21 protein-coding genes are annotated in these 25,801 nt (G+C 65.7%); 7 read left to right on the top strand and 14 right to left on the bottom strand.

The window, feature by feature from the left end:
• Positions 1–6: 6 nt before the first annotated feature.
• The 4 genes from ABFX23_RS03745 to ABFX23_RS03730 are packed head-to-tail and all read left to right on the top strand — an operon-like array spanning position 7 to position 5,474.
• Positions 7–2,013, top strand: a complete 2,007-nt coding sequence (locus ABFX23_RS03745) for a TonB-dependent receptor plug domain-containing protein (protein WP_346031784.1) — start codon at positions 7–9, stop codon at positions 2,011–2,013.
• A gap of 53 nt (positions 2,014–2,066) precedes the next feature.
• On the top strand, positions 2,067–3,506 hold the full coding sequence (locus tag ABFX23_RS03740) for an aldehyde dehydrogenase family protein (protein WP_346031783.1): 1,440 nt from the start codon (positions 2,067–2,069) through the stop codon (positions 3,504–3,506).
• On the top strand, positions 3,503–4,621 hold the full coding sequence (locus ABFX23_RS03735) for an NAD(P)-dependent alcohol dehydrogenase (RefSeq protein WP_346031782.1): 1,119 nt from the start codon (positions 3,503–3,505) through the stop codon (positions 4,619–4,621). Before ABFX23_RS03740 ends, ABFX23_RS03735 begins: the two co-directional genes overlap by 4 nt.
• Positions 4,611–5,474 carry an alpha/beta hydrolase gene (locus ABFX23_RS03730; RefSeq protein WP_346031781.1) on the top strand — a complete coding sequence of 288 codons (864 nt, stop codon included), beginning with the start codon at positions 4,611–4,613 and terminating at the stop codon, positions 5,472–5,474. Before ABFX23_RS03735 ends, ABFX23_RS03730 begins: the two co-directional genes overlap by 11 nt.
• Positions 5,475–5,691: 217 nt before the next feature.
• Here ABFX23_RS03730 and ABFX23_RS03725 read toward each other — a convergent pair whose 3' ends face one another.
• Both ABFX23_RS03725 and ABFX23_RS03720 read right to left on the bottom strand, forming a co-directional pair.
• Positions 5,692–6,012, bottom strand: a complete 321-nt coding sequence (locus tag ABFX23_RS03725; protein ID WP_346031780.1) for a TraR/DksA family transcriptional regulator — start codon at positions 6,010–6,012, stop codon at positions 5,692–5,694.
• Complete coding sequence (locus ABFX23_RS03720) at positions 6,009–7,439, bottom strand: carotenoid oxygenase family protein (protein WP_346031779.1); 1,431 nt, start codon at positions 7,437–7,439, stop codon at positions 6,009–6,011. Before ABFX23_RS03720 ends, ABFX23_RS03725 begins: the two co-directional genes overlap by 4 nt.
• An 80-nt stretch (positions 7,440–7,519) precedes the next feature.
• On the opposite strand from ABFX23_RS03720, the gene ABFX23_RS03715 reads away from it, so the two are divergent.
• Positions 7,520–8,092 carry a nuclear transport factor 2 family protein gene (locus ABFX23_RS03715; protein WP_346031778.1) on the top strand — a complete coding sequence of 191 codons (573 nt, stop codon included), beginning with the start codon at positions 7,520–7,522 and terminating at the stop codon, positions 8,090–8,092.
• On the opposite strand, the gene ABFX23_RS03710 is transcribed toward ABFX23_RS03715, so the two are convergent.
• The 11 genes from ABFX23_RS03710 to ABFX23_RS03660 form a co-directional block, all read right to left on the bottom strand.
• Complete coding sequence (locus tag ABFX23_RS03710) at positions 8,089–9,576, bottom strand: Ppx/GppA phosphatase family protein (RefSeq protein ID WP_346031777.1); 1,488 nt, start codon at positions 9,574–9,576, stop codon at positions 8,089–8,091. The two genes, ABFX23_RS03715 and ABFX23_RS03710, sit on opposite strands and share 4 nt — an antisense overlap.
• A complete protein-coding gene (locus ABFX23_RS03705; RefSeq protein ID WP_346031776.1) occupies positions 9,573–11,768 on the bottom strand; it encodes an RNA degradosome polyphosphate kinase in 2,196 nt (731 codons plus the stop codon). The genes ABFX23_RS03710 and ABFX23_RS03705 overlap by 4 nt, the downstream gene beginning before the upstream one ends.
• Before the next feature lie 50 nt (positions 11,769–11,818).
• A complete protein-coding gene (gene virB11 / locus ABFX23_RS03700) occupies positions 11,819–12,829 on the bottom strand; it encodes a P-type DNA transfer ATPase VirB11 (protein ID WP_346031847.1) in 1,011 nt (336 codons plus the stop codon).
• A gap of 68 nt (positions 12,830–12,897) precedes the next feature.
• Complete coding sequence (locus tag ABFX23_RS03695; protein WP_346031775.1) at positions 12,898–14,046, bottom strand: TrbI/VirB10 family protein; 1,149 nt, start codon at positions 14,044–14,046, stop codon at positions 12,898–12,900.
• Between the two features lie 23 nt (positions 14,047–14,069).
• Positions 14,070–14,861: a TrbG/VirB9 family P-type conjugative transfer protein gene (locus ABFX23_RS03690; RefSeq protein ID WP_346031774.1), complete on the bottom strand. Its 792-nt coding sequence runs from the start codon at positions 14,859–14,861 to the stop codon at positions 14,070–14,072.
• Positions 14,861–16,066: a TrbL/VirB6 family protein gene (locus ABFX23_RS03685; RefSeq protein ID WP_346031773.1), complete on the bottom strand. Its 1,206-nt coding sequence runs from the start codon at positions 16,064–16,066 to the stop codon at positions 14,861–14,863. Before ABFX23_RS03685 ends, ABFX23_RS03690 begins: the two co-directional genes overlap by 1 nt.
• Positions 16,063–18,501, bottom strand: a complete 2,439-nt coding sequence (locus ABFX23_RS03680) for a VirB4 family type IV secretion/conjugal transfer ATPase (protein WP_346031772.1) — start codon at positions 18,499–18,501, stop codon at positions 16,063–16,065. Before ABFX23_RS03680 ends, ABFX23_RS03685 begins: the two co-directional genes overlap by 4 nt.
• 52 nt (positions 18,502–18,553) lie before the next feature.
• Positions 18,554–18,835, bottom strand: coding sequence for a VirB3 family type IV secretion system protein (locus ABFX23_RS03675; protein ID WP_120077604.1), 282 nt, complete (start codon positions 18,833–18,835; stop codon positions 18,554–18,556).
• 13 nt (positions 18,836–18,848) lie between these two features.
• Positions 18,849–19,142 (bottom strand): TrbC/VirB2 family type IV secretion system protein, encoded by a 294-nt coding sequence (locus ABFX23_RS03670; protein WP_120077605.1) that lies wholly within the window; start codon positions 19,140–19,142, stop codon positions 18,849–18,851.
• A gap of 2 nt (positions 19,143–19,144) precedes the next feature.
• On the bottom strand, positions 19,145–19,789 hold the full coding sequence (locus tag ABFX23_RS03665) for a lytic transglycosylase domain-containing protein (RefSeq protein ID WP_346031771.1): 645 nt from the start codon (positions 19,787–19,789) through the stop codon (positions 19,145–19,147).
• 186 nt (positions 19,790–19,975) lie between these two features.
• Positions 19,976–20,338 carry a tetratricopeptide repeat protein gene (locus ABFX23_RS03660; RefSeq protein ID WP_346031770.1) on the bottom strand — a complete coding sequence of 121 codons (363 nt, stop codon included), beginning with the start codon at positions 20,336–20,338 and terminating at the stop codon, positions 19,976–19,978.
• A 273-nt stretch (positions 20,339–20,611) separates the two neighbouring features.
• On the opposite strand from ABFX23_RS03660, the gene ABFX23_RS03655 reads away from it, so the two are divergent.
• On the top strand, positions 20,612–22,192 hold the full coding sequence (locus tag ABFX23_RS03655; RefSeq protein WP_346031769.1) for a hypothetical protein: 1,581 nt from the start codon (positions 20,612–20,614) through the stop codon (positions 22,190–22,192).
• 94 nt (positions 22,193–22,286) lie between these two features.
• Positions 22,287–24,995 (top strand): TonB-dependent receptor domain-containing protein, encoded by a 2,709-nt coding sequence (locus ABFX23_RS03650; protein ID WP_346031768.1) that lies wholly within the window; start codon positions 22,287–22,289, stop codon positions 24,993–24,995.
• A gap of 76 nt (positions 24,996–25,071) precedes the next feature.
• Here ABFX23_RS03650 and ABFX23_RS03645 read toward each other — a convergent pair whose 3' ends face one another.
• Positions 25,072–25,785: a response regulator transcription factor gene (locus ABFX23_RS03645; RefSeq protein ID WP_346031767.1), complete on the bottom strand. Its 714-nt coding sequence runs from the start codon at positions 25,783–25,785 to the stop codon at positions 25,072–25,074.
• Between the last annotated feature and the right edge of the window lie 16 nt (positions 25,786–25,801).

The following is a 25,801-nucleotide window of genomic DNA, read 5'->3' as shown; positions in this document are numbered from 1 at the left end:
GTCATCATGAAATACCTGCTTCTCGCCAGTGCCGCAGCAACGCTTTCTTCCGCTCCCGCATTCGCGCAGGACGAGCCCGTGGGCGATCCCATCATCGTGCTGGGTGAAGGGCTGGAGGATGCGCCCTCCGTTCCCGCCTATTCGGTGATCGAGCTGGACCGCGAGCAGATCGTCACCACCGGATCGGGCACGCTGGAGGATACGCTGAATTCCGTTGCCGGCTTCCAGCAGTTCCGCCGCTCCGACAGCCGCAGCTCCAACCCCACGGCGCAGGGCGCAACCCTGCGCGCGCTGGGCGGCAACGCTTCCAGCCGGGCACTGGTACTGCTGGACGGGGTGCCGATGGTCGATCCCTTCTTCGGCTACGTGCCGTTCAACGCCATCGCGCCCGAGCGGCTTTCCTCCATCCGGGTGACGCGCGGCGGCGGCACCGGGCCGTTCGGCGCGGGCGCGCTGGCGGGTGCCATCGAATTGACCAGCGCCGATCCGCAGACGCTGGGCCTTGTCAGCGGTCAGGCACTGGTGAACGATCGCGGCGGCACGCAGACCTCCGCCACCATCGCGCCGTCGTGGGACGGCGGCTATGCCGTCGCCAGCGGACGCTGGGACCGGGGCAAGGGCTTTTACACCACGCCGGAGGCCGACCGCGTGCCCGCCACCGCGCGTGCCGCCTACGATAGCTGGTCCGCCAGTGGCCGCGTGGTGCAGCAGCTTGGCGACAACCTGGAAGTGCAGCTCCGCGGCCTCGCGTTCGAGGATAACCGCACCCTGCGCTTCGAAGGCGCGGACAGCCGCATCCGGGGCGAGGACGTGTCGCTGCGCGTCGTCTCACGCGGGCCGTGGCAGGTGGACGCGCTGGCCTATGCCCAGTGGCGCAATTTCTCGAACGTCATCATCTCCTCCACCCGCTTCGTGCGCGTGCTGGACCAGAAGGATACGCCCGCCAGCGGTCTTGGCGGCAAGATCGAGGTGCGCCCGCCGCTGGGCGAGAACCACACCCTGCGCCTTGGCGTCGACTATCGCCGCAGCGAGGGCGACCTGTTCGAGGACGCCTACTCCTCCTTCAGCGGCAACCTGACAGAGAACCGCTTTGCCGGGGGCAACAACGACGATCTCGGCCTGTTCGCCGATTACGACTGGAATTACGGCCCGATCACCCTGACGGGTGGCCTGCGCGCGGATCGCTATTCGATCAATGACGGTTTCTACCGCGCCGTAGAGGCGGACGGCACCGTGGTGACCGACGATACCTTCGCCGACCGTTCCGACTGGGAGGTGACCTGGCGCGCCGGTGCCCGCCTGCAGATGAGCCGCAAGCTCACCTTGCGCACGGCGGCCTACAGCGGTTTCCGCCTGCCCACCATCAACGAACTTTACCGCCCCTTCGTGGTGTTCCCCGTGGTGACGCAGGCCAATGCCCAGCTGGAACCGGAGCGGCTGGAAGGCTGGGAATTCGGCATGGACCTGGCCGCTGCCGACTGGATGCGCCTGTCCGCAACCTTCTTCGATAACAAGGTGAAGAATGCCATCGCCAACGTGACGCTGGCAGAAAACCTGCGCCAGCGCCGCAATCTCGATGCGATCGACGCGCAGGGGCTGGAACTGGCCGCATCCGTGGATGCCGGGCAATTCGGCTTCGACGGCACGCTGACCTTCCTCTCGCCGGAGATCGAGGGCACAGGCCCCGCTTCCGTGCTCGACGGCAACCTGCCGCCGCAGACGCCCACTTTCGCCGCCAGTGCGACGGCCAGCTGGGAGCCTGCGGAAGGCGCGCTGCTGGCAGCAACGCTGCGCCACGTTGGCAAGCAGTTCGAAAGCGACCAGGAAACCGAGCCGCTGCCCGCCGCCACCACGGTAGACCTCTTCGCGCAGGTGCCGCTGTTCGGTCCGCTGTCGGCCGTCGCGCGGGCGGAAAACCTGCTCGACGAAGAGATCGTCACCCGCAACAGCGGCGGCGATCTCGATCTCGGTGCGCCGCAAACATTCTGGATCGGCCTGCGCTACGGTTTTTGAATAGGTAAAACCTTGCAAGCAGCCTAGGCTGGCCATCGAACAGGGAGAGCAAGATGGGCAAGCTGGAAGTCATCAACCCGCGAACCGGGACGGCGGATCATGCCATCACCCCGGCCAGCCGGGACGATGTGGCGGCAAAGGCCGCGGCGCTGCGCGAGGCGCAGCCCGCGTGGGAAGCGTTGGGCGTAGGCGGGCGCTGCGGTGTGATGGCGCGCTGGCTGCAGGCGGTGAAGGCGCGGGCCGCCGATATCGGCGAGGCCGATGCCCACGACACCGGCGGCTGCCACACCAGCTACCTCCAGGGCTTCATCACCATGGGCAATATCGGTGGCTGGCTGGAGGACGCGCCAAAGGCCTTCGCCGCGCTGGACTATGACGCGATGAGCCCTTCGATGCCCAGCGTGAGGGTGCAGTCGCAGGTGGTGGCCTATCCGCTGGTGGGCGTCATCAGCCCGTGGAACGCGCCGCTGATGCTGGCATTGCTCGACGCCGTGCCCGCGCTGTTCGCGGGCTCTTCGGTCCTGCTCAAACCCTCCGAAGTGACGCCGCGCGTGATCGAAACCCTGTTCGAAACCGTGCGCGAAGTGCCCGAACTCGCCGCCGTGTTCGATTACGTCGCCGGGCCGGGCGCGGTGGGGCAGGCGGTGATCGAGCAGGCGGACACGGTCTGCTTCACAGGCTCCGTCCCCACCGGGCGCAAGGTCGCCGTGGCCTGTGCGGAGCGGTTGATCCCCTGCCACCTCGAACTGGGCGGCAAGGACCCGTGCATCGTCACCGAAAGCGCCGATATCGAGCGCGCTGCCACCGCCGTGCTGCGCGGCGCGGTCTATGCCACCGGGCAGGTCTGCTATTCGGTGGAGCGGGTCTACGTGCACGAGGCGATCCACGATGCCTTCGTGGCAACGCTGGTGGAAAAGGCGGGCGAGGTGCGCCTCAACGCCGATAACCCGCGCGGGGGGCATATCGGGCCATTCACCCACGGACCGCAGGCGGATATCGTGGCGGGCCACATTGCCGATGCCGTCGCCAAGGGCGCAAAGGTGCAATGCGGCGGCGAGATCGAGGATATCGGCGGCGGCCGCTACCTGCGCCCCACGGTGCTGACCGGGGTGACGCACGGCATGGCGATCATGCAGGATGAGACCTTCGGCCCGACGATCCCGGTCATGGCCTACTCCGACACCGACGAAGCCGTGCGCCTCGCCAACGATACGCAGTTCGGCCTCACCGCCAGCGTGATCGCGGGCAGCGCGGAGGAAGCCGAGGCCATCGGGCGGCGGCTGAACGCGGGCGGCATCTTCCTGCAGGACACCTTCCTCACCTTTGCCAAGATGCGCACGTTCGGCACCGACAGCTTCGGCTGGTCCGGTCACGGTGCGCCGCGCATCGGGCCGGAAAGCCTGCGCCGGTTCCTCAGGCGCAAGAGCCTGCTGACGCAGACCGGCGAGGTCGCGGATATCCGCAACGATCATCATCTCGGAGAAGGCGCATGAAGATCACCGCAGCCCTCTCCGGACGGGGCGGCGACGCGCCGCAACTGGTCGAACTGGAACAGGAAGCGCCGCGCGCGGGCGAGATGCGCATCCGCCTCGTCGCCACCGGCATTTGTCATACGGACCTGCACGAACATCCCGGCAGGCACTCGCCCCAGCCCATCGTGCTGGGCCACGAGGGCGCGGGCGTGGTGGAGGAACTGGGCGAGGGCGTGACGGGCTTCGCCGTGGGCGATCACGTGATCCTGTCCGGCAATTCCTGCGGGCAGTGCCCCAGCTGCCTCGCCGGTCGTCCGACCTATTGCGACCTTGCCATGCCGCTGTGCTTCGGCGGCAAGCGGCTGGATGGCTCCACCGCGCTTTGTGCAGGCGACGAGACGGTACATTCGCACTTCTTCGGCCAGTCCAGCTTCGCCACCCATTCGATCGTGCCCCAGCGCACGGCGGTGAAGATGGCGAAAGACCTGCCGCTGGAAAAACTCGGGCCCCTCGGCTGCGGAGTCGTGACGGGAGCTGGCGGCGTGATCGAGGCGCTGAAAGTCGGCTTCGGCGATACCATCGCGGTATTCGGCACCGGGGGCGTGGGCCTGTCTGCCGTGATGGCAGCGAAGCTGGTGGGGGCGAGGCGGATCGTGGCGGTGGACCTGTCTGACGAACGGCTGGAACTGGCCCGCGAATTCGGGGCGACCGACACCTTCCGCGGCGACCAGGACGGGCTTGCCGAGGCCATCCGACAGGTGACGGGCCGCGGCGTGGATTACACCTTCAACACCACCAATGCGGGCGCGGTGCATACCCTTGCGCTGGAAGTGCTGGCGATGAACGGCACCGCCGGGTTCGTCGCCGCGCCGCTGCCGGGCAAGGACGGGCCGTGGTCGCCGCAGATGTTCGCGATGCTGGCGGGCGGACGGCAATTGCGCGGCATCCTTGGCGGCGATGCCAATCCGCGCACCTTCCTGCCGCAACTGGCCGAGTACTGGCGGCAGGGCCTGCTGCCGTTCGACCGGATGCTGAAAATGTATCCCTTTGCCGAGATCGAGCGCGCCTTCGCCGATGCGAAGAGCGGCGCCGCGATCAAGCCTGTCCTGTTGATGGAGAGCCAAGATGACGCCTGATATGCGAGCCGAACTGGAAGCGCTGGGAACGGAACTCTCGCCCGAAATGCTGGGCGGCACCCAGGTCATGATGAAGGCGCTGAACAAGGGGGTGGCTGGGGAAACGCAGATAACGCGCGACATCGCCTATGGCCCTGACGAACGGCACCGGCTGGACCTGTTTACGCAAGGCTCTCCCTCCGGCGCGCCGGTGCTGGTGTTCCTGCACGGCGGCGGCTTCGTGATGGGGGACAAGCATACGGAGGGCTCTCCGTTCTATTCCAACATCGGCGATTTCGCCGCTCGGATGGGCTGGGTGGGCGTGACGGCGACCTATCGCCTCGCGCCCGCCAATCGCTTCCCCAGCGGCGTGGAGGACCTGCGCCTGCTGGCCGAATGGCTGCGGCTGAACGTGGGCGAACACGGCGGCGATCCGGCGAAAATCGTGCTGATGGGCCAGAGCGCAGGGGCCAGCCACGTGGCGAACTATCTCGCCCACGCGCGCGAACATGCAGAGGGCATCGCCGGGGCCATGTTCCTCAGCGGCATCTACGACACGCGCACCAGCGCGCACAATGATTTCAACAAGGCCTACTACGGCGAGGACGTGAAGGGCTGGGGACCGGCTTCCGCTCTGGCGGGGCTGCTGGCATCGGGCGTGCCGATGCAGTTCAGCGTGGCGGAATTCGATCCCGACGATTTCCAGAAGCAGGCTGCGCAAGTGGTCGCGCAATGGTCAGCAACCAAGGGCCGTCTGCCCGAGATGCATTACCTCACCGGCCACAATCACCTGACGCCGGCCCTGTCCTTCGGCAGCAGCCAGACGGAGGTGGAGCGCATGGTCGCAGGATTCGTGAACAGGGTGACAGGCTAGCTAGCCGATATCAGGGCCAGTAGGCTTCCTTGCGACGACGCTTGCGGGCGCGCTGCATCTGCCAGTAGGCGACGAGGCATCCGATTACGACCAGGGCAATGAGGGCGATCCCCACGAGATCACGCATTTCACTTTCAACTTTCCGGTTTCCCCCCGGTCACGTGGCCTTCAACACATGGACCAGGGGATGTATCCGGAAAATCGCGTGAATTCGCCGCTATCCCTTTTTCGCGCAGTTGATGCAGAGCGCTGATTCGGGCCGCGCTTCCAGCCGCCCGTCGGAAATTTCCTCCCCGCATTCGACGCAATAGCCGTATTCGCCCTTCTCGATGCGATCGAGCGCGCGCTTGGTCGAGGTTATCTCGCGCGTCACCAGCCGGGCTTGGGCTTCCAGGCTCTCGTCGTCCTCCATCTGCACTGCGCGTTCGCTTGAATCGGGATCGTGCGGCTCGTCCAGATCGCGCTCGATCCGCTCCAGCCGGCTTTCCAGTTCGCTCAACTGTTCTTCCAGGCGGGCCTTGTACTTGTCGTTGCTCATGCAGCTTTCTCCGAAGGAACCCAGCAGCCGTGGAAGGCCATGGGCATGGCAAAGGGTAGCTTGATGGTCGCCAGCGGCGGCTTGCTGACATCGTTGCCGTCGAGGATCAGCAGGTCGGCTCTCTTCTCCTCGAACCGGTCGACCACGGTGAGGATGAAGCCATCGCCCTCCGGCGCATCCGGTCTGCGCGGGATGAAGACAGGCTCCTGCGCGGCGGCGCCGGCGAGTTCGTGGACCCGCAGTTCGCCCCCAAGGCCAACCTGGTCCCACATGATCTGGCCAACGCCCATCTGCGGAAAATCGCGCAGGGCGAAATAGCCGATCGAATGCTTCGACATGGCAAAGCGGTCGTCGATCTTGGGCATGTCGCCGAGCGCGCCCTCGACAGGGTGCAGGCTCACCGCCTCGTCATCGGGCTTCGAAAGATCGAAGACGATGCGGGTGATCTGCGTGATCGTTTCCGGCATGGTGGGGAAGCGGCCCGCCTTGTCGGCGAAGAAGCTGAAACAGTTGCCGGGGGACGCAGGCGTATCGAGGATCACCCGGTCGCCCTCGGTATAGGCGTTCATCACGTGACCCATCACGAGGCCGGGAATGTCGAACCAGCGCATGTCTTTCGCCGGATCCCCGTCGCGGGGCATTACGCCCCACTTGCTTGGCAGGTCCGGATCGTATTCGTAATAGGCCCCGCCTTTGCGCAGGCGGGCATCGTCGGCCACCAGCGGCATGATCGGGAAGACCAGGTGCTCGCGCGTCACGCCCCAGTCGTGGCTGAGGCCGGGGTAGGGCGTTTCGAACATCTGTTCGCGCACCAACTTCCCGTCCCTGTCGAACACGTGGAGGCTGGCCGTCGTGCTCGGCTCTCCGTCGGCAAAGACGCCGTAGCTCCACCATTCGCCGGTTTCCGGGTCGATCTTTGGATGCGCGGTCAGCGCGGTGCTTTTCAGGTCCCCGAAATCGCCGACGCCTTTCGTTTCCAGCGTGTCCATGTCGAGCTCGTAGGGGCGGGAGTCCTCGCGCAGGGCGAAGAGCTTGCCGTGATGCTCGAAAGCATAGGTGTTGCCGGTGTTGTCGCGCTGCGGAAGGTTGGAGACGCTGGGATCGTCGGTGTACTTGTTGCGGTAATGGCCATAGAGGCGCCGCCGCGCACCGCGCTCCGCCTTCAGGCGCTCTGTCTGCACGTAGCGGCTGCGGAAGGACACGTGTCCGTCCTCGAAATGAAACGCGCTCACCATGCCATCGCCGTTGAGAATGATGTCATCCTCGAGGCTGGGATACTGCCGGTCGCCCCCGCTGCGGAAATAGGACCCTTCCAGTTCCGGCGGGATTTCACCCTCCACCTCGCATTCGAACACATCTGCCTCGAACCGCATGGGCTTGCGCTCCTGCAGCCCGAAACTGGCGAAGGGGTGAAATACTTCCGGCATTGCTCTCTCCCGTGTTACCCCTTGATTGAAAGGGTTATGGCGTCGCATTGCAAGCGGGTATTTGACGGGAGACAAAATCAATGAACGCAAGCCAGAGCGCGTGCTGGCAGGACGGCGTGCCGCAGGTGATGCCGGCCGAGGATCGTGGCGAGATCGAGGAACTCTACGCCCGCTACGCCTGGGGAATAGACCTGGCGGATGAGGAGCAGGCCATCGCCACTTTCGCCCGCGATGCGGAGTTCGATCACCTGTGGCAGGGGCGCGTGAAAGGGCACGATGCCATCCGCGAGAACCTGCGTTCGCTGTGGTACGATCGCCAGCACTGGTGGTATGGCCGCCAGCACCTGATGAACCAGTTCATCATGGACCCCCATCCCGAAGGCGCGCGGGTACGCTGTTTCTTCCAGATCGTGCAGTGGAACGCCGACTATCGCACCAATTTCGTGTTCGGCATCGGCACACGGGACGACCGGCTCATAAAAGAAGACGGCCGCTGGAAATTCTGGCGATTGACGGTGAACGCGTGGACCGAGGTGGACCAGGTGCCGTGGAAAGGCGAGCGCAATCTGCCGCAGCGCCCGCCCTATCGCAGCGAACCCGCCGACACGCGGCCCTTCGACGAACAGACCAAGGATCCGTTCGAGGACGGTTAGGCCTCGACGATCCCCTCGCAGCCGAGCCACCCGGCGAGTTTCGCCAGTTCGGTCTCGACCTGTTCGGACACCAGTTGCGCGCGGCCCGGCTCCAGCCACAGCTTCAGCACGTCGCCCTCGCGCGTAAGCCTGCTGGACAGCAGCGACAGGCGCGAGCCTGCGCCGAGGCGGCGGCACAGGCGATAGGCGAGGCCCCAGGCGGTGGCTTCGTGCAGCGCTTCCGGGCTCGCTACGGCTTCCAGTTCGGGCATGGGGGCAAGCTGGCCGTTCGCCCCGCGCAGGGCTGCGGCCAGCATGGCGCGGCCCTTGTGCGTGATGCCAAGCCAGCGCTTGTCGAGCGCCCAGTCTATCGAGTGCTTCAGCCGCATGTTCGGCTCCAGCCGCCATTGCGCCTGCGCCAGCATGATCGCAGCCAGCCGCAAACGCTCGCTGCCGTTCGTGCCGGAACGGGCAGCGTCGGAGGTCCATGCGGCGATCTGCGCCGCCATGGTCTGCGATGCGCCGCGCGGTTCGGTGAAGTGGGAGATCGCCGCCAGCAGCGGGTCCAGTTTCTGCGCGCCGTCCGACAGGTCGCGGTAGAGCACGCCCTCGCGAAGGCCCCAAGAGGAGAATACCAGGCCTTCCGGCTTCAGCGCCGCCATCAGCGGGCGCAGCATGGCCGCGGCGTTGGGCAGGCCTTCCGCACGGTTCGAGGAAATGCCGGGAATGTTCGACAGTTTATCGGGCGACATCTGCGCCAGCTTCTTCGCGTACTTGTCCGCTTCGGCCACGGACAGGGTGAAGCCCTGCGGATCGGTGAGCGGGTACTTGGTCTTGTGCATGGCGTAGGCGGCCAGCGCGCGCCAGGTGCCGCCCACCATGAACAGCGGACCGGGGTGCACCTTTGCCCAGTCGGCGCGTCCCATCGCGCCCTTGATCGTCTTGTTGAACGCCTTTGTCCCGCTCTCGCGCAAGGCCGGAAGCCGCAGGGTGCCGAGCGGCAGGCTGACGCCGTGCGAAGCCTCCCCATCGCCGATGGCCACCAGTTCCAGGCTTCCCCCGCCAAGGTCCGCCACCACGCCCGTCGCGCCGGGGAAGGCACCGATTACGCCGTAGGCTGAGGTGATGGCCTCCTCCTCGCCGGAAAGCACTTCCACCTTGAGGCCGAGCGCCTCCACCTGCTTCACGAATTTCGGCCCGTTCTTCGCATCGCGCACGGCGGCGGTTGCCACGGCGCGCACGTTCGTCACCTCGATATCCTTGAGGATCGTGGCAAAACGGTTGAGCCCGCGCATGGCGATGGCGATGGCTTCGGGCGGCATCTTGCCCGTGCGTGCCAGGTCACGGCCGAGCTGCGCCGTCACCTTTTCGTTGAGCCAGACATCGGGCGCGCGCTGCGGGCCGGAATAGACCACCAGTCGCACCGTGTTGGAGCCGATATCGATCACCGCGCGCTGCGGTCTTACGGCATTCTTCGCCCGCTGGCTGGCGAAGGTCGCCGTCATACGGCTCCCTTGCGCAGCGTCAGCTTGGGAATGCGATCTTCCTTCAGCGCGTCTCCGCGGCCGGACAGGGACGGATTGGTCATGAAGTATTCGTGACAGTTGAATCCGTCTTCCTCAAGTCCGGGCTCGCTTTCCACGCGCTCGTAATCCCCGGTTTCGCCATCCAGCAGCCAACTCTGCTCGGTGTCGAGCAGGTTGGCCAGCAGCACCTGTTCCAGCACCTGATCGTGCACGGTATCGTTGATGATCGGCACCAGCGCTTCCACCCGGCGATAAAGGTTGCGGTCCATCACGTCCGCGCTGGAGATGTAGACCTTGGCCTTGTCGCTGGGCAGCGGCTGGCCGTTGCCGAAAGCGTAGATGCGGCCATGCTCCAGGAAACGGCCGATGATGGATTTCACCGTGATATTGTCCGACAGGCCGGGCACTCCGGGGCGCAGGCAGCAGATGCCGCGGCACACGATCACCACCTGCACGCCCGCCTGGCTGGCCTCGTACAGCTTGTCGATCACGGTTTTCTCGGTGATCTGGTTCATTTTCCACCAGATCGTGGCGGGCTTGCCCTTGCGCGCGAAAGCGATCTCCGCCTCGATATCGGCCAGCAGCCTGTCGCGCAGGTTCAGCGGCGATATGGCCAGCCGCTCCAGCCGGTCGGGCTCCACATAGCCGGTGATGAAATTGAACAGCTTTGCCGCATCGCGCCCCAGCGCCGGATCGGCGGTGAAGTAGCTGAGATCGGTGTAGATCTTGGTGGTGACGGGGTGATAGTTGCCGGTGCCGAAGTGACAGTAGGTGCGATAGCCGCCGTCTTCCTGTCGCACGACCATGCTGATCTTGGCGTGGGTCTTCCAGTCGATGAAGCCGTAGATCACCTGCACGCCGGAGCGCTCCAGCTCGCCTGCCCACTTGAGGTTCTGCTCCTCGTCGAAGCGGGCTTTGAGTTCGACCACTGCGGTCACGGACTTGCCGTTCTCCGCGGCCTCGCACAGCGCGTTGATGACGGAAGATTGCTGACCCGCGCGGTAGAGCGATTGCTTGATCGAGACGACATTGGGATCGGCTGCCGCCTGCCGCAGGAAATCGACCACCACCTCGAAACTCTCGTAGGGGTGGTGGATCACCATGTCCTTCTCGTGGATGGCGGCGAACACGTCGCCATCGTGCTCCATCACGCGTTCCGGGTAGCGGGGGGAGAATGGCGGGAATTTCAGGTCCGGCCGGTCTTCCTCCACCACCTCGGCAAGGCCCACGATGCCCAGCATCCCGCTGGTCTTGGTGATGGATGCCTGCTCCAGCTCCAGCTTGTCGCGCAGCAGTTCCTCGGCCTCGGCATCGAAGCCCTCGTCGATCTCCAGCATGATCACCTGCCCGCGGCGGCGGCGCTGGATGGCGCTGCGGAAATAGCGCACGAGGTCCTCGGCCTCTTCCTCCACCTCGATATCGCTGTCGCGCAGCACGCGGAACACGCCGTCGCCGTTAATGGTGAAGCCGGGGAACAGCAGGTCGGCAAAGCGCACCACCAGCCGCTCGATGGCGACGTAGATCGCCTCGTCGCCTGCCACCTCTTCCGGAATGCGGACGAAGCGCGGCAGGGCACTGGGGATCAGCACCATTTCCACCAGCTGGCTGCCATCCTCGTTGCGCGTCAGGTTGAACAGCGCGCCGATGCCGAGGTTGGCGACGAAGGGAAAGGGGTGCGCGGGGTCGATCGCCTGCGGGGTGATGACCGGCATGATATGATCGAGGAAATACTGCCGCAGCCAGGCATCGGATGCCTCGTCCAGCCGGTCCTCGCCCTTGATGTGGATGCCCTGCTCGGCCAGCAGCGGAAGCAGTTCCAGCAGGGCAGCCTGCTGGCGTTCTTCCAGCTCGCGGAACCGGGCGCTGAGCGCGGCAAGCTGCTGCTTGGGCGTGCGCGCGTCGAGCGACATTTCCGCCACGCCGCTGCGAACCTGCCCGGCAAGTCCGGCCACGCGGATCATCATGAATTCGTCGAGATTGCTGCCGGAAATGGAGAGGAAGCGCATCCGCTCCAGCAGCGGGTAGGACGCCCGCCGCGCCTCTTCCAGCACGCGTTCGTTGAACGACAGCCACGACATCTCGCGGTTGAAATAGCGTTCCTCGGGAGAAAGCTGTTCCGGATCGATCGCGGCGGATTGCTCGGCTTCGGGCGTATCGGGGGCGGTGCTCATCGGTCCTCGAAAATGTCAGGGAAGGGCAACGGTGAATCGCCGCGTGCCCGTCAGTTCCAGGTTTCCACCAGATCGCTGGCGCGTGCAATGGCGGCGATGCCGCGCTTGCCCTCGGCACGCTTCAATTGCACGATCACGTCGATCACGCTGGCGGCATAGGCGATGGTGTCGCTGCGCGTCAGGCCGATGCCGGTCTGCATGACCATCAGGCTCAGCTGCTCCAGCGCGCCGCGCAAGCTGTTCGCGTGGATGGTGGAGAAGCTGCCGGGGTGGCCGGTATTGATCGCGCGCAGGAAGCTGACGCTCTCCGCGCCGCGCAATTCGCCTAGCACGATGCGGTCGGGCCTCAGGCGCAGGGCCGATTGCAGCAGTTCGTTGGCCGTCACCTTGGCCTCGCCCAGTTCGCCTTTCACCGCGACGAGGCCCACCGCGTTTGCGCCGGGGAACTTCAGTTCAGGCGTATCCTCCACCATCACCACCCGCTCCTCGCGCGGGATTTCGCCCAGCATGGCGTTGAGGAAGGTGGTCTTGCCGGTGGAGGTGCCGCCGGAGATCAGCACGGTCTTCTTCGCTTTGATCGCGGCGCGCAGGAACGCGATCGGCGCAGCCTGCGGATCGGGCATGTCGGCCTCGCTCGGCTGCACCAGCGGCCCCGCGTCGTAGGCATCGAGCGGCAGGTCCAGCCGGCGGTGGCGGCGCACGGCCATGGCCCAGTGCTTGCGCGTGGCAGGCGGGCCGCAGAACTGGATGCGCGCGCCGTCCGGCAGCGTCGCGCCCAGCAATGGATGCTCGCGGTTGATGCCCTGGTGGCTGATGCGCGCCACCTGCTCGGCCAGGCGCTGGATCAGCTTGTCGTCGACCGCGTTCAGTTCCACGCGCTGCATGCCGGGATGGGCGGCGTCTTCCACCCACATCTCGCCCGGCTTGTTGACGAGGATTTCGGTGACGGTGTCCCGCTCCAGCCAATGCTTGAACGGCGCGAGATAGGCGTCGAGATAGACAGAACCGCCCGAAGCAGTTTTGGGCACCTGCGGCGCATCGGCGGGAGGGCCTGCCGCTATCGGCCTGCCTTCTTCGTCACGCTCCGGCTTGTCGCCCAAATGATGGATTTCCGCCGACACGATGGACCTCAGCGAACCTGCGGGGCCTGGCTGAAATCGAGATCGCGCGCGGTGTAGACGCGGATCGGCTCACCCATACGCACGCGCACGGTGGGCGGGCGCTGGCCGTCCTGCTGAAGGGCGGTGCTGGCAGCAGATTCGCCGCCACCCAGGATCACCGAGGCGCCGCCGCTGGCGACGGTGGTCAGCCCGCCGATCACAGAGAGCAGCATGGCGCTGCCGAAGCGGCTGAAGAAGTGCGTGTTCACATCGCCCTGGAGGCCCGCCGTGCCATCGAAGCTGGTGGCCGGGCTCTGGATAGAGACGGTCACGCCGTCAGGACGGATCACGCGTTGCCAGATCACGTAGGCGCGGCGCTGGCCCGCCTGGAGGCCGGACTGGTACTGGCCGACGAGGCGGCTGGAACGCGGGATCAGCACGCGGCTGCCGTCGAAGCTGCGCACGTCCTGGCTCACCACGGCGCGCACGAAGCCGGGCACATCGGTGTTGATCGCGGTTTCCAGGATCGCCGGAATCATCGTGCCCTGCGTCACCGTGGTGGCGGGGTTCACATCCTGCATGGCAACGGCGGGGCCGCCGCCGACGCCGCCGATGCGGGCGGCAAATTCATTGGCCGCACCGCCACCGGGAACGACGGTGTTGCCGGGCGTCGCCGCCGCAGCTTCGGCGGCAGCGGCATTGGCCGCGGCAGAGGCGGGCGCGGTGCCGCCGTCGAAAACCAGCGTGGGCGAGGAATAGGGATTGGTGGCAGGGCCCACAGCAGTGGTGCCATCGGGCGCGCGGGCCAGTACCGGCGCGGGCGCCGGATCGGCCTGGGGCACGGCGCCTGCGTTGGCGCTGGGCAGGCCATCGGTGGGCGAAGCGGCCATGTCCACCGGCGCGGGCGGCGGCGGAGCGGGCTGCGCGGCCTCTGCCGTGGTCGCGGCATCGTCCCCGCGTCCGGCGTTCAGGCCCCACAGCGTCGCAGCGCCCAGCAGTGCGACGAAGCCGACACCGGCCAGCAGGCCGAGCGCGTCCTTGCTGCTCTTGCGGTTCGCCACTGCCGGGTATGACGTGCGGCTGGCAAGGTCGATGACCTCCGTGGTCTCCGCATCGCGTGGGTCCGCATCGTTGGCGTGACCGACGTTCTTCTCGGGAAGGCGCATGGCAAGTTTCATGGTGCTATTCTCCGTTACGCCGGTCAGGCGCCCTGTTGCTGAGCCGTTCCATCGGCATTGGCCGCGCCGAGAGTGCCCTCGTTGACCAGCAGTGCCGCATTGTCGCCGGACCGCAGGATTATCTCGCCCGGCACGATGTCGAGCACGATGGTGTCACCGCGCACGGCGAAGTTGACGGGGCCTTCGGTACCCTCGTGATCTTTCACCAATATGGCAGGCATCGGCGTGCCCGTGGGCCAGGCGAGGAAAGTTGCGGTGCCATCGTCGTAGATGCGTTCGGGCAGCAGGGCGCGGTCGCCGCTGGTGGCCCATTCGAAATTCAGGCGCATGGGATCGAGCACGGCGTAGTCGTCGTTCGCGGCGGCCATTTCCACGGCGTTGGGCTGCTCGCCGGTCGGGCGCGACGCAAGCTGCGTTTCCTCTTCCACCGGCTCCACCTCGATCGGATAGGTGAAGGTGAGTACGTAGAGCGGCGTGCGGGTAGACGGGCTGGATACGAGGTCGAACAGGTAGGTGTGGCGGTTCGTGACGACGGTCATGTTCGTCGTCGCGCGCGGGGCTAGCGGTTTCACGAACAGCAGGTTCGCGCGGCGATTGGGCGTGACCTGCCAGGACTGGCTGTCGCCGATGGCGACATTCTCGATCACTTCGCCTTCGCCGAACTGGATGGTCGACTGGACGTTCACCTTGCCCTCGATCCGCACGACCTGGGTGGGATCGTAGAGGCGCTCCACCAGACGCGGGTCCTGCGCGGCGGCGGGAGCGGCCAGGAGGGCGGATGCCAGCAGCATCGCGGCAATGCCATTACGCAACATTACATTTTCTCCGAAGAACGGACGGGTGCGCTCTTGAAGCGGCTGCCGATGCCGCGCGCACGCGATGGGGAGGTGGAGCCGCTGCGGCCCTGATCGGCGCCGCCACCGGCCTGCACGATCTTCGTCTCGCGCACAGTGGAAGTGCCGCCGGTATCGTTCGCGGCCGCAGGGGCGCTCGCCGTCACGCGGATATCGCGCGAGGCGGGCGGGGTGGATTGCGCTGCACGGTCGCGCGCGGTCGTGCTGGTGACGGCGGGAGCAACCGGAGCGGTGGCAGGGCTGCGGGCGGTGTCGAAGCCGCCGCGCTCGTCGGCTCGGTCACTGGTGGCGAGGCCGAACACGTTCCAGCCGCTCACCATCGTGGTGGTGACCTTCAGCACCATGAACATCAGCGCCAGGTGTACAGCCCCGATCATGAAGAAGGCCATGGCCGGGCGCACATCGATCTGGCCGGGTGTTGCCATCAGGCTGGAGAGGACCGGCACGGCCAGTTCCAGCATCAGCGATCCACCCAGCACGGCGAACAGCGGGGCCAGCGCCATCAGGACAACGCCTTTCAGCCAGCCCACGAACAGGCCGCGCGTGCCGTCGAACAGGGCGAGCAGGATGAAGATCGGCCCAAGCCCCATCAGGATGGCAAGCGCGATCTTGCAGGTGGCGAGCACGCCGACGGTGCCCAGCAGCAGCATGGTTCCGCCAGACCACAGCAGGCCCGGCGGGGAGAAGATCGAGATGTTGTTGTCCATCGCATCGCCGCCCGATGCTTCCATCAGCGAGAGCATGACGACGTCCAGCTTGTCGGCAAAGATCGTGGTGGCGGAGCCGTCGGTCCCCATGATCGAGGTGGCGATCCAGTCCGGCGCGCCGACGGCGAGGTTCCAGAACACCGCCTGGAACGCGATCCAGCTGGTGGCGAATGTGGCCACGAGGCCCACGGTCACCATCTTGGGCGTGAGAGCGGACAGGCCAAGCCGCGTGCGCCCGGTGATGAGGCCGAAGCCGATGAAGGCGACGAACAGCGTCAGCGCCAGCGTGAGCGTGGTGCCCATCGCGCCGTTGGCGAACAGGTTGTTGAAGGCGGCCTGCGCCATCTCGCTGGCGGCGCAGTCCACGCCGCGAAGAGATGCGCCGATGCCAGCGCCCACGCCTTCCATGGCGCGCATGCATTCGACGCCAACGCCGCTGGTAGGAGTGGTGACGCTCATTCCGCGGCCTGCCAGTTGAAGCCGTCGTCATCGTCCTGCGACTGACCGCTTCCAGGCCACGGACGGTTGGTGAGTGCGGGATACCACTGCGCGGGATCGTCCCCCACGGCCTCGCGCAGCAGATCGAGGCGGCGCACGCTCGATTCGCGGCCAGAGAGGGTCGTCAGCACTTCGGGCGCGCCCGACAGGTCGAGCCGGACCACGACGCTGGCATCGGGCTGGCGCACGAGAAAGCAGCGGCTGTGCGCGGGCAAGCTCTTGATCAGCGCCAATTCGTGCTCGGTCAGGCCGAAGCCTTCGCAATAGTCCTCCGCACGGGCGCGGGCGTTGGGCATGAAAACCATGGTGGCCGTCTGCTCCACCAATGCGGTGGAAATGCGGCTGTCCAGCGCGTCGCGGGCGGACTGCGTGGCAAATCCGACCAGCGCGTTGCGTTTCCGCAGCGTCTTGAGCCAGTCGCGGATGCGGGCTGCGAACACCTCGTCGTCCAGCGCCTTCCAGCCTTCGTCGATCAGCACCATCGTGGGGTGCCCGTCCAGCCGCTCGTCGATGCGGTGGAACAGGTACATCATCACCGGCGTGCGCAGCTTGGGGTTCTCCAGCAGCGCGGTCATGTCGAAGCCCATGACGCGGGTGGAGAGGTCCAGCTTGTCGGCCTCGTTGTCGAACAGCCAGCCGTTCTCGCCATCCTCGATCCAGGCGGACAGGCGATCGGCAAGGTCGCCCGGCTGCGGGCGGCGCGCGCCGGAAACCAGTTCCTTGAAATACTTGAGGCGGCGCAGCGACGGGTCGTTGGCATAGGCCGCGTCCACGGCAGAGGCGATGGCGGCGTGTTCCTCCGGCCCCTCGGCCTTCAGCAGCACCGAAAGCCAGTCGCGCAGGAAGCCGCGGTTGGCGGGCGTATCGGGCAGGGCGAGCGGGTTGAAGCCGGTCGGCTCGCCCGAACGGATGCGGTCGTAGCTGCCGCCGATGCCGCGAATGAACAGTTCCGCGCCGCGATCCTTGTCGAACAGGATGGTGCGGGGGCTGAACTTCTGCGCCTGGGCTGCAAGGAAATTCATCACCACGGTCTTGCCCGAACCCGAAGGCCCGATGACAGAGAAGTTGCCGAGATCGCCGGTGTGGAAGTTGAAGAAGAACGGGGTGGAGCTGGTCGTTTGCAATAGCGTGACCGCCTCGCCCCAGTGGTTCCCCTCGGCCTGCCCCAGCGCGAAGCCATGCAAGCTGCCGAAACTCGCCATGTTGGCGGTCGAGATCATCGCGCGGCGCACGAGATATTGCTCGTTGCCGGGGAACTGGCCCCAGAACGCGGGCTCCAGATTGGTGTCCTCGCGCACGGCAATCGCGCCGGTGTCGGCCAGCGAAGCGGCGACCGACGCGGTCGCATCGTCCAGCCGTTCGAGGTTGCGCTCGCGCACCAGCACGGTCAGGTGATGATCGCCAAAGGCCACGGAGCCCGCACCAAGTTCGTCACGCGCGGCCATCATCTCGGCGCGCTCGCTCTGCGCTTCCTCGTCGGCGCTTTTCAGGCGGCGGATGGCAAGGTCGATCTTCTCGCGCGCGGTCTGTCGTTCTTCCGGAGCAAAGCTCTCGGTCACGATCATCTCGTAGGGCAGGCGCAGCATCCCATCGAGCAGGCCGGGGCTGGTCGCGTTCGGATAGTCCTTCAGGCTCAGGATCGAGGCGAAGTCCGCCCCGCCGCTGCCGCGCAGTTCCATCGCGTCGAGGCCGAAGCTGGCGCGGCGATAGGGCAGCATGTTGCCGACATCGGTATCGAAATCGGGGCGGCGCACCGGGCGCATCTCGCCGTTGTAGAGCGCGGAGAGCAATTCCAGCACTTCGTTGTTGGTGTTGCCCGAGGGGCCGACATAGTCACCGAGCGGCTGCGCGCCGTAATCGCCGAGGCTGGCGGCCAGCGCCTGCAATGCGCCGCGCAAGGATCGCAGGTCCTTGGGATCGACCGGCTCTTCCTCGTTGCGGCGCTTGAACAGCTTGCTCGCCTTTTCGGCAAGGCCCGCCTTGCCGCGCGCCGGGCGGCGCACCAGAGAGACGAACTGGTCGTTCACGAACAGCGATCCGCTCGACAGCTTTTCGCGCCAGCGCGCGTCGATGTGGGCGGACAGCGGATCTTCGAAACTGGCGTCCAGCTCCACGCTCACCCGGCGGCGGATCACATGGTGGTAGAGCACGAAGCGCGCATCGAGGTTGGAACGCAGCATCACTTCGCGCGTCTGCGCGTGGGCGTTCAGCGCTTCTGTATCTTCCGTCTCGAACAACAGGCCGGGCACCTGCATCGCCGCCATCAGCGAGCCATCGCGCAGTAGCACCACGTTTTCATCGACCAGCCGCGCATAGGGCAGGCGCTCGCCCGCCTGCGCTTCCTTGGCGCTCCAGGCGGCGGCTCCCAGCCGGAACTTGGGCAGCTTGCTCTTCATGGTCTCACTCCATGCCGCCCACGTGCGGGCGGCGGTTCAAATGGCGCGCGGCTTACGCGGCGTAACTGTTGCAGCCCCAGCGGCTGTAATTCCGTACCCGCGGGCACTTGCTGACCTTGGTCAGCCACAGGTCGAAGATGCGCGGTTCGCGAAGGCAGGCGAAGTATCCGATCACGTGCATGATGACGGGGATCGGCAGGATCCACAGGCTCTTCAGGATCAGGAAGGCCTCCGTCGTCACCAGCGCGTTGATGATGAAATAGTTGAAGGTCACGCCCGCAAACATCTGCGGCCGGGTGAGCGCACGATGGACACGGTGGCGGACAAGCTGCATCGATCCCGCTCCCTCAGCCTGCCGCGCCCTGGATGCCCGCTACGATGGAGGCGGCACCGAAGATGATGAAGCAGCCCAGGATCACCGTTGCGCCAAAGCGCCAGTTCATCCGGCCCGTCAGCATCATGAAGCCGACGGCCGCCACGGCCATCACCGCGACCGCGGTGGCCACGCTGCCGAGCAGGGTGTTCTGCATCCACGCCAGCGCATTGTTGATCGGGCCCGAACCCGCCGGGTCCTGCGCGTAGGCAGCCGTAGGCGCGATCAGCACCGCGAAAGCAGCGGCAAGGCGGTAAAAAACGTTCATTGTCAGTCGGAACTCCGGGAATGGTCTGCAAGGCGGCCCATGATCGAGGATACATAGACCTGTGTTTCACGAATACGCGGGATGCCGCCCGAACGGATCACCCGTCCGGGTCCGGCGTTGTAGGCGGCAAGAGCCTTTTCCAGGTCGCCATCGAACCGGTCGAGCTGTTCGCGCAGGTAGCGCGCGCCGCCCTCCAGGTTGGCGAGCGGGTTGTCGGGGTCCACGCCAAGGTCGCGCGCGGTGCCGGGCATCAGCTGGGCAAGGCCGCGCGCACCCGCGGGCGACACGGCGTTCTCACGCCAGCGGCTTTCCTGCCAGACCACGGCTTCCAGCAGCGCGGGCGACAAGTCGAAACGCTCGGCAATCTGCGCCACGTGGGCGGCATAGGCGGGCGGGATGGCGGAGGAATGGTCCGCCGTGATGGCAACGGCGCTGTCGGGCACGATCGCTATCACTTCCACCGGCACTTCCGCCAGCGGCGCGGCGGGCAAATTGTGGGTGGCATTCATGTCCGTCCGGCCTAGCGGCCCGGCGATCCACTGCGCTTCCCCGTCTGCGGACACTTCCAGCACATCGGCCTGCGCCGGCAGCGCGCACACGGCGGCCGCCGCAGCTGCGAGCGTGGATGTGCAGAAACGCAGAATCATGTGGGACCCTCCAAAGCCGCCCCAATGCTTACAACAAATGACAACGGCATGACAGTGCAGGCCAATTCGCCCCCATCGCGTCGCCATATAGCAAAAGCCCGGCGAGCCGAAGCCAGCCGGGCAGTTGCTGGAACCGGCGCGCTCTATCGGCAGCTCGGCCCTATATAATATGGTCTGTCGGACCGATTAATCGGTCGTCGAGTCCAGCGACAGAAGGGCAAGGCGCGCGGCCTGGCGGGAATCGACCCACTCGCCGCTGGCAAGTTCGAGGTCGTAACGATCATCGCTGGCAATGGCCTCGCGATAGGCCTGCTCGGCCAGTTGGTATTCGCCCACTGCGGCATAGGCAGCGCCGAGGTTGATCAGCAGTGCCGGATCGCCGGGGTTTTCTGCGCGGGCAGCTTCCAGGCGTTCGATGGCGGCGCGCGCTTCACCCGAGGCGAGGGTTTCGTAGGCAACGTCGCGGGTTTCGATTTCCGACGGGGTGGTGGCGGCAGAGGGTCCGGCCTGCACCAGCATCAGGAAGGCAAGGGTAGTGGTGGCAAACATGATGGTTCTCCCAAACTCTTGCCGACAATAATGCGCCCGGCGCGCCGCAACTGCAACAAAACCGTCACAATGTCACAAAAGTGCAATATCGCGCTCTGTGGAAAGAATTTTCCGTTCAAAAGCAGTTGCCTGCCCCGAATGTGACAATCCGTAACACGAATCCGTCACATGGTCGCCAAAGTGTCATTTGGCCCGCCTAGCCGTCTCCTCGCGACATCGCATTTCGCTTCGCTTCTTTTTTCGATTCTCGGTTTTTTGAGGGGACCGCTCGCCGTGACTAATCTTTCTCGCTTCCTGATCCTTGGTTGTTCCGCCATGGCGCTCGCCGCTTGCGGTGCCGAGGAAATCGCTTCGCCGGGCACCGGCGGCAATGTCATCATCAACAATCCGCCCGCACCCGCGCCGACGCCTGCGCCGACCGCAACTCCCGCGCCGACCATCACTCCGGCAGCCGGTTGCCCCACCATCAGCGACCCGCAGGGCCTGACCGACGAGGGCACCATTTCCAACAGCAACGGCGATGAATGGCGCGTGTGCGCCACGCCGCAGCGCTTCAACGCCTCTTCCACCCTGCGCCAGATCGACGGCCTGCTCTATCGCCTGCCCGGCCAGGTGAACGTGGGCACCGACGGTGGCCCGGCTCCGGATGCGAGCGACGGCTTGTCCGACACCAATGTCGAACTCACCATCGAGCCGGGCGTCATCATCTACGCCGCCGGTTCCTCGTTCCTGAACGTGACGCGCGGCAACACGATCGACGCCAACGGTACGCCCGACAAGCCGATCATCTTCACCAGCCGCGATAACATCGTTGGCCTGAACAACGAGAACTCCTCGGGCCAGTGGGGCGGCGTGGTGCTTTCGGGTCGTGCTCCGGTGACGGACTGTTTCGAGCCTGCCGCAACCCCGGGCAGCGTGGACTGCGAACGCCAGGTGGAAGGCGCAGCCTCCCCCAGCTTCTTCGGCGGCGCCACGCCGGACGACAGCTCCGGCTCGATGAGCTACGTGCAGATCCGCTATTCGGGCTTCGTGCTTTCGGGTGACAACGAGCTGCAGTCGCTCACCACGGGCGGCACCGGTTCGGGCACGCAGCTCAGCCACATCCAGTCGGTCAACTCGTCGGACGACGGCGTCGAATTCTTCGGCGGCATCGTCAACATCTCCAACCTCATCGTTGCAGGTGCGGAAGACGACTCGCTCGATACCGACACCGGCGTGAAGGCGAACATGCAGTTCGTGATCGCGGCGCAGCGGGCGGGCATCGGTGACACGATCATCGAAGCGGACTCCAGCAACGGCCTGGAAGAGCAGACCCCGCGCCAGAACACCACGATCAGCAACTTCACCTTCATCCAGCGCCGCGCCGCCGACCAGGTGGTGCGTATCCGTGGCGGTGCCGACTACGGTCTCTACAACGGCGTGATCTTCGATGCCTCGGGCTCCACCCCCTGCATCCGTATCGACGACGAGGAAACCATCCGCGCGGCCAACGCCGGGCTGGACGATGTGGGCACCGTGCGCTTCAACTCGGTCGCACTCGATTGCGCCACCAACTTCCGCAACGGCAGCAACGGCGGTGCCACCGCCGCGCAGGCCGAGGCGATCTTCGATGCCGGCACGGGCAACACGAAGGACTACACGCACACGATCGCGGGCGGCTACCTGAACGGTGCCAGCGAAGATGGCTACACGCCGATCTTCGATCCGACCGCGCTGTCCAGCTTCTTCAACGCCACCACCTTCATCGGTGCGGTGACGGCATCCGACGACTGGACCCAGGGCTGGACCTGCGACTCCTCGGCCGTGGCCTTCGGCAACAACACCGGCCTCTGCACGCAGATCCCGGTTCTCTGATTGAACGGGGAAGGGGGAGCGCAAGCGGGGCAATTCCCGGCGCGCTTCCCCTTCCCGCCTTTTTACCTGATCGACTCATAGGGGAGTCACGACAATGACCACTGGCAAGCGGCTGGCGGGGCTGCTTCTGCTCACCACCGCGCTCACCATTCCGGGCGCGGCCTTCGCACAGGATTCGGCAGGCAGCGCCGTATCGCCCACGCAAACAGACGTGGAGCGGGACGAACTGCTGGACGATGAGCCGGAGGCGCAGGAGGACGACTTCCAGGATACGGACGTCTCCATCCCCGGTGGCTCGATCATCGTGACGGGGCGGATCAACCGTAACCCGGAACGCAATTCCACCCAGGTGGTCAACGTCCTCTCGACAGAGCAGATCGCACGAACGGGCGAAGGCGACATCGCGGGCGCACTGGGCCGCGTGACCGGCCTTTCCGTGCAGGGGCAGGGCTTCGTCTACGTGCGCGGCCTTGGCGACCGGTATTCGCTGGCATTGCTGAACGGCCTGCCGCTGCCTTCGCCGCAGCCGCTGAGCCGCGTGGTGCCGCTGGATATCTTCCCCACCAACGTGGTCGCCTCCAGCCTCGTGCAGAAGACCTACTCCGCCAACTTCCCCGGTGAATTCGGTGGCGGCGTGATCAACCTCACCACCCGCGCCGTGCCGGATGAGAGCTTCCTCGAAATCAGCGCCGGGATCAGCGGCAATACCGAGACGACCTACCAGCGCGGCCTGTCCTACTACGGCTCCGACTACGACTGGTTCGGGTTCGACGATGGCACGCGCGACGTCCCGCCCGCGCTGCAGACCTTCTTCGACAGCGGCATCCGCATGAGCGACGTGCCGCTCGATCCGGAGCAGAACGTGAACGGCGCGCCTTTCACGCAGCTCGATATTGCCAAGCAGCTTGGCGACCCGAACCTTATCCTGGTGCAGCAGATCGGCGACGTGCAGCCCAACTGGTCCGCCGGCCTTACCGCGGGCACCTCGCTCGACGTGTTCGGTGACGGCCTGCTGGGCATCGTTGCCACCGCGTCGGTCAGCAATTCCTGGCGCACGCGCGACATCACCTCGCAGTCGATCCTTGCTGACTTCACCCTCGACAGCGATTTCCGCGACGTGGTGACGGACAATTCGGTGCTGGTGAACGCGCTGCTCGGGTTCGGCCTGGAAGTGGGCGACCACCAGTTTCGCTGGACCAACCTGTTCATCCGCGACACCTCGAAACTCGCTCGCCTTTCCACCGGCGAGGATTTTCAGGACGACGATTCCTTCGTGCAGCAGCAGACGGCGTGGTTCGAACGCCAGCTGATCGACACGCAACTGGTAGCGGAGCTGGAATTCGGCGATCTCGGCATCGACCTGCGCGGCGGCTACGCCCGCACCGACCGCGAGGCGCCCTACGAATACACCTTCACCTACGTGCGCGACAACGCCAACGGTCCGCTGAGCGACCAGTTCATCAACGTGCTGGACCGCCAGACCGGCGATGCCTCGGTCGTCTTCTCGGACCTGCAGGAAGAGCTTTACGCGGGCGGCATCGATGTCAGCTACCCGGTCCTTGATGGACTGGGCCTGACCGTCGGCTATGCCTACAGCGATACCGAGCGTTTTTCCGAACGGCGCGAGTTCCTGTTCAACGCGCCCACCAGCTTCCCCGACGGCGTGGGCTTGCTGCGGCCGGACCTGCTGCTGGGCGATGCGATCATCGACTACTTCGACATCGGCCTGATCGAATCCACCCAGTCGGACCCGGCCTTCGCGTCCGCGCTCACCGTCCATGCCGGTTACGGCAAGATCGAGTGGGAACCGGTGCTGGGCGTGCTGCTGGATATCGGCGTTCGCTACGAGGACGCGGAGCAGACGGTGGACCCGGTGGAAGTGTTCAACACGCCGCTGAACTCTGCCAGTTCCACCGCGCTCAACAACGATTACTGGCTGCCCGCCGCCACGATCACGGTAGAGCCGATGGACAACCTGCAACTGCGCGCCAACGCCTCCAAGACGCTGGCCCGCCCGCAGTTCCGCGAGCTGATCTTCCAGACCTATTACGATCCGGAAACCAACCGCCAGTTCAACGGCAACCCGTTCCTGGTGGACAGCCGCCTGACCAACTTCGAACTTCGCGGCGAATACTACTTCGGCGGCAGCGACCGGATTTCGGTGGCAGGCTTCTACAAGGATATCGAGAACCCGATCGAGGCCTTCTCCAGCTTCTCCGACAATGCGCAGCTCACCAGCTTCGCCAATGCCCCCAGTGCAAAGCTGTGGGGTGTGGAGGCCGACGCGCAGTACACCTTCGATCTCTACAACTGGGGCGGCTTCTTCGAGAGCAAGGAACTGGTGGTGCTGGGCAACTACACCTACACCAATTCCGAAATCTCGGTTGAGGCAGGCGACATCACCCGCCTGTTCCCCGGCGGCGACACGGCGGCCAGCAACCTGTTCGTGGACGGCGTTCCGCTGACCGGCCAGTCAGACCACCTCGTCAATTTCCAGATGAGCCTGGAGGACGTGGATACGCTGCAACAGTTCACCGTGCTGGTGAATTATGCCAGCGAGCGCGTGACCAGTCGCGGCACCTCGGGCCTCCCTGATATCGTGGAAGACCCCGGCCTCACGGTCGATCTCGTCGCGCGGCAGGGTTTTGCCCTGCTGGGTAGCGAGGCGGAACTGAAGCTGGAAGCGCGCAACATCTTCAACCGCCGCAACGAGGAATTCCAGACCGACGGCGTGAACCGGGCCGAGATCAACACCTACGACCGCGGCACCGAGCTGGCGGCATCGCTGTCGTTCACGTTCTAAGATAGGTCCAGCAAACAGGGGAGGGGCCTCTCGCCAGGGTGCGAGGGGTCCCTTTTGTGATTGGCGATAGGAAAGATCAGATCAGGTCGAGAACGTAGCCGCGCCCGTGAACCGTGCGCAGCAGGTGCCCGGCCCCTGCCTGCCGCAGTCCCTGCCGCAGCCGCTTGATCCACACATCGACGGTGCGCAGGTAATCGGGATCGCCATCCTTGCCCAGCGCCTCGATCAGTTCCTGCCGGGTAAGTACGCGGTTGGGGTTTTCCGCCATGAAACGTAGCACGCGGAATTCGTTAGGGCGCAGGCAGACGAGGTCGCCCTGCCAGCGTGCCTGCTCGCCCGCGACGTTGATCTGCAGGTCGCCCAGTTCCATGATCTGCACCCGGCGGGCACAGGCGCGTTGGGCGAACAGCGCCAGCACCCGGTCGAGCATGGCCTGCCGGTCCAGCGGGCCGACGGCGTAGTCGTCCGCCCCTGCCTTCAGCGCACGGCGGCGATCCTCGGGATCGTCTTCCTCCAGCACCATGGTGATGTGGGCATCCTGCATGCGTTGGTCGGCGCGCAGGCGGCGCACCATCTCGAGGCCCGACAGGCTATCCATCACCCAGTCGACGAAGACCCAGGCCTGTCCGTCCACCAGCGCCATCGGTCCCTCGGGGGGCAAGTGGCGGAACACGAACACGGCCTCGCCCTGCGTGAACTCGGCAAAGCGTGCCGCCGCGGCGTCAGTCGTGAAAATGCTGATACGGTCCATTGGCCCCGACCCGGTGAATTCCGGTTCGGTAAGTGCCAAGCCTGCATGACCGATC

The organism is Erythrobacter westpacificensis, assembly GCF_039542285.1.
Taxonomy (GTDB): Bacteria; Pseudomonadota; Alphaproteobacteria; order Sphingomonadales; family Sphingomonadaceae; genus Alteraurantiacibacter; species Alteraurantiacibacter westpacificensis.
Note: the sequence above shows the minus strand (reverse complement) of the source record. Positions and strands in the feature narration are given on the sequence as shown.

What these genes read in the sequence shown, in the direction of transcription:
- ABFX23_RS03730 (WP_346031781.1), top strand. Translation starts at nt 4,611, where the DNA reads ATGACGCCTGATATGCGAGCCGAACTGGAAGCGCTGGGAACGGAACTC.
- ABFX23_RS03740 (WP_346031783.1), top strand. Translation starts at nt 2,067, where the DNA reads ATGGGCAAGCTGGAAGTCATCAACCCGCGAACCGGGACGGCGGATCAT.
- ABFX23_RS03665 (WP_346031771.1), bottom strand. Translation starts at nt 19,789, where the DNA reads ATGATTCTGCGTTTCTGCACATCCACGCTCGCAGCTGCGGCGGCCGCC.
- ABFX23_RS03745 (WP_346031784.1), top strand. Translation starts at nt 7, where the DNA reads ATGAAATACCTGCTTCTCGCCAGTGCCGCAGCAACGCTTTCTTCCGCT.
- ABFX23_RS03680 (WP_346031772.1), bottom strand. Translation starts at nt 18,501, where the DNA reads ATGAAGAGCAAGCTGCCCAAGTTCCGGCTGGGAGCCGCCGCCTGGAGC.
- ABFX23_RS03695 (WP_346031775.1), bottom strand. Translation starts at nt 14,046, where the DNA reads ATGAAACTTGCCATGCGCCTTCCCGAGAAGAACGTCGGTCACGCCAAC.
- ABFX23_RS03705 (WP_346031776.1), bottom strand. Translation starts at nt 11,768, where the DNA reads ATGAGCACCGCCCCCGATACGCCCGAAGCCGAGCAATCCGCCGCGATC.
- ABFX23_RS03685 (WP_346031773.1), bottom strand. Translation starts at nt 16,066, where the DNA reads ATGAGCGTCACCACTCCTACCAGCGGCGTTGGCGTCGAATGCATGCGC.
- ABFX23_RS03710 (WP_346031777.1), bottom strand. Translation starts at nt 9,576, where the DNA reads ATGACGGCGACCTTCGCCAGCCAGCGGGCGAAGAATGCCGTAAGACCG.
- ABFX23_RS03675 (WP_120077604.1), bottom strand. Translation starts at nt 18,835, where the DNA reads ATGCAGCTTGTCCGCCACCGTGTCCATCGTGCGCTCACCCGGCCGCAG.
- ABFX23_RS03720 (WP_346031779.1), bottom strand. Translation starts at nt 7,439, where the DNA reads ATGCCGGAAGTATTTCACCCCTTCGCCAGTTTCGGGCTGCAGGAGCGC.
- ABFX23_RS03660 (WP_346031770.1), bottom strand. Translation starts at nt 20,338, where the DNA reads ATGTTTGCCACCACTACCCTTGCCTTCCTGATGCTGGTGCAGGCCGGA.
- ABFX23_RS03735 (WP_346031782.1), top strand. Translation starts at nt 3,503, where the DNA reads ATGAAGATCACCGCAGCCCTCTCCGGACGGGGCGGCGACGCGCCGCAA.
- ABFX23_RS03690 (WP_346031774.1), bottom strand. Translation starts at nt 14,861, where the DNA reads ATGTTGCGTAATGGCATTGCCGCGATGCTGCTGGCATCCGCCCTCCTG.
- ABFX23_RS03725 (WP_346031780.1), bottom strand. Translation starts at nt 6,012, where the DNA reads ATGAGCAACGACAAGTACAAGGCCCGCCTGGAAGAACAGTTGAGCGAA.
- ABFX23_RS03715 (WP_346031778.1), top strand. Translation starts at nt 7,520, where the DNA reads ATGAACGCAAGCCAGAGCGCGTGCTGGCAGGACGGCGTGCCGCAGGTG.
- ABFX23_RS03670 (WP_120077605.1), bottom strand. Translation starts at nt 19,142, where the DNA reads ATGAACGTTTTTTACCGCCTTGCCGCTGCTTTCGCGGTGCTGATCGCG.
- ABFX23_RS03650 (WP_346031768.1), top strand. Translation starts at nt 22,287, where the DNA reads ATGACCACTGGCAAGCGGCTGGCGGGGCTGCTTCTGCTCACCACCGCG.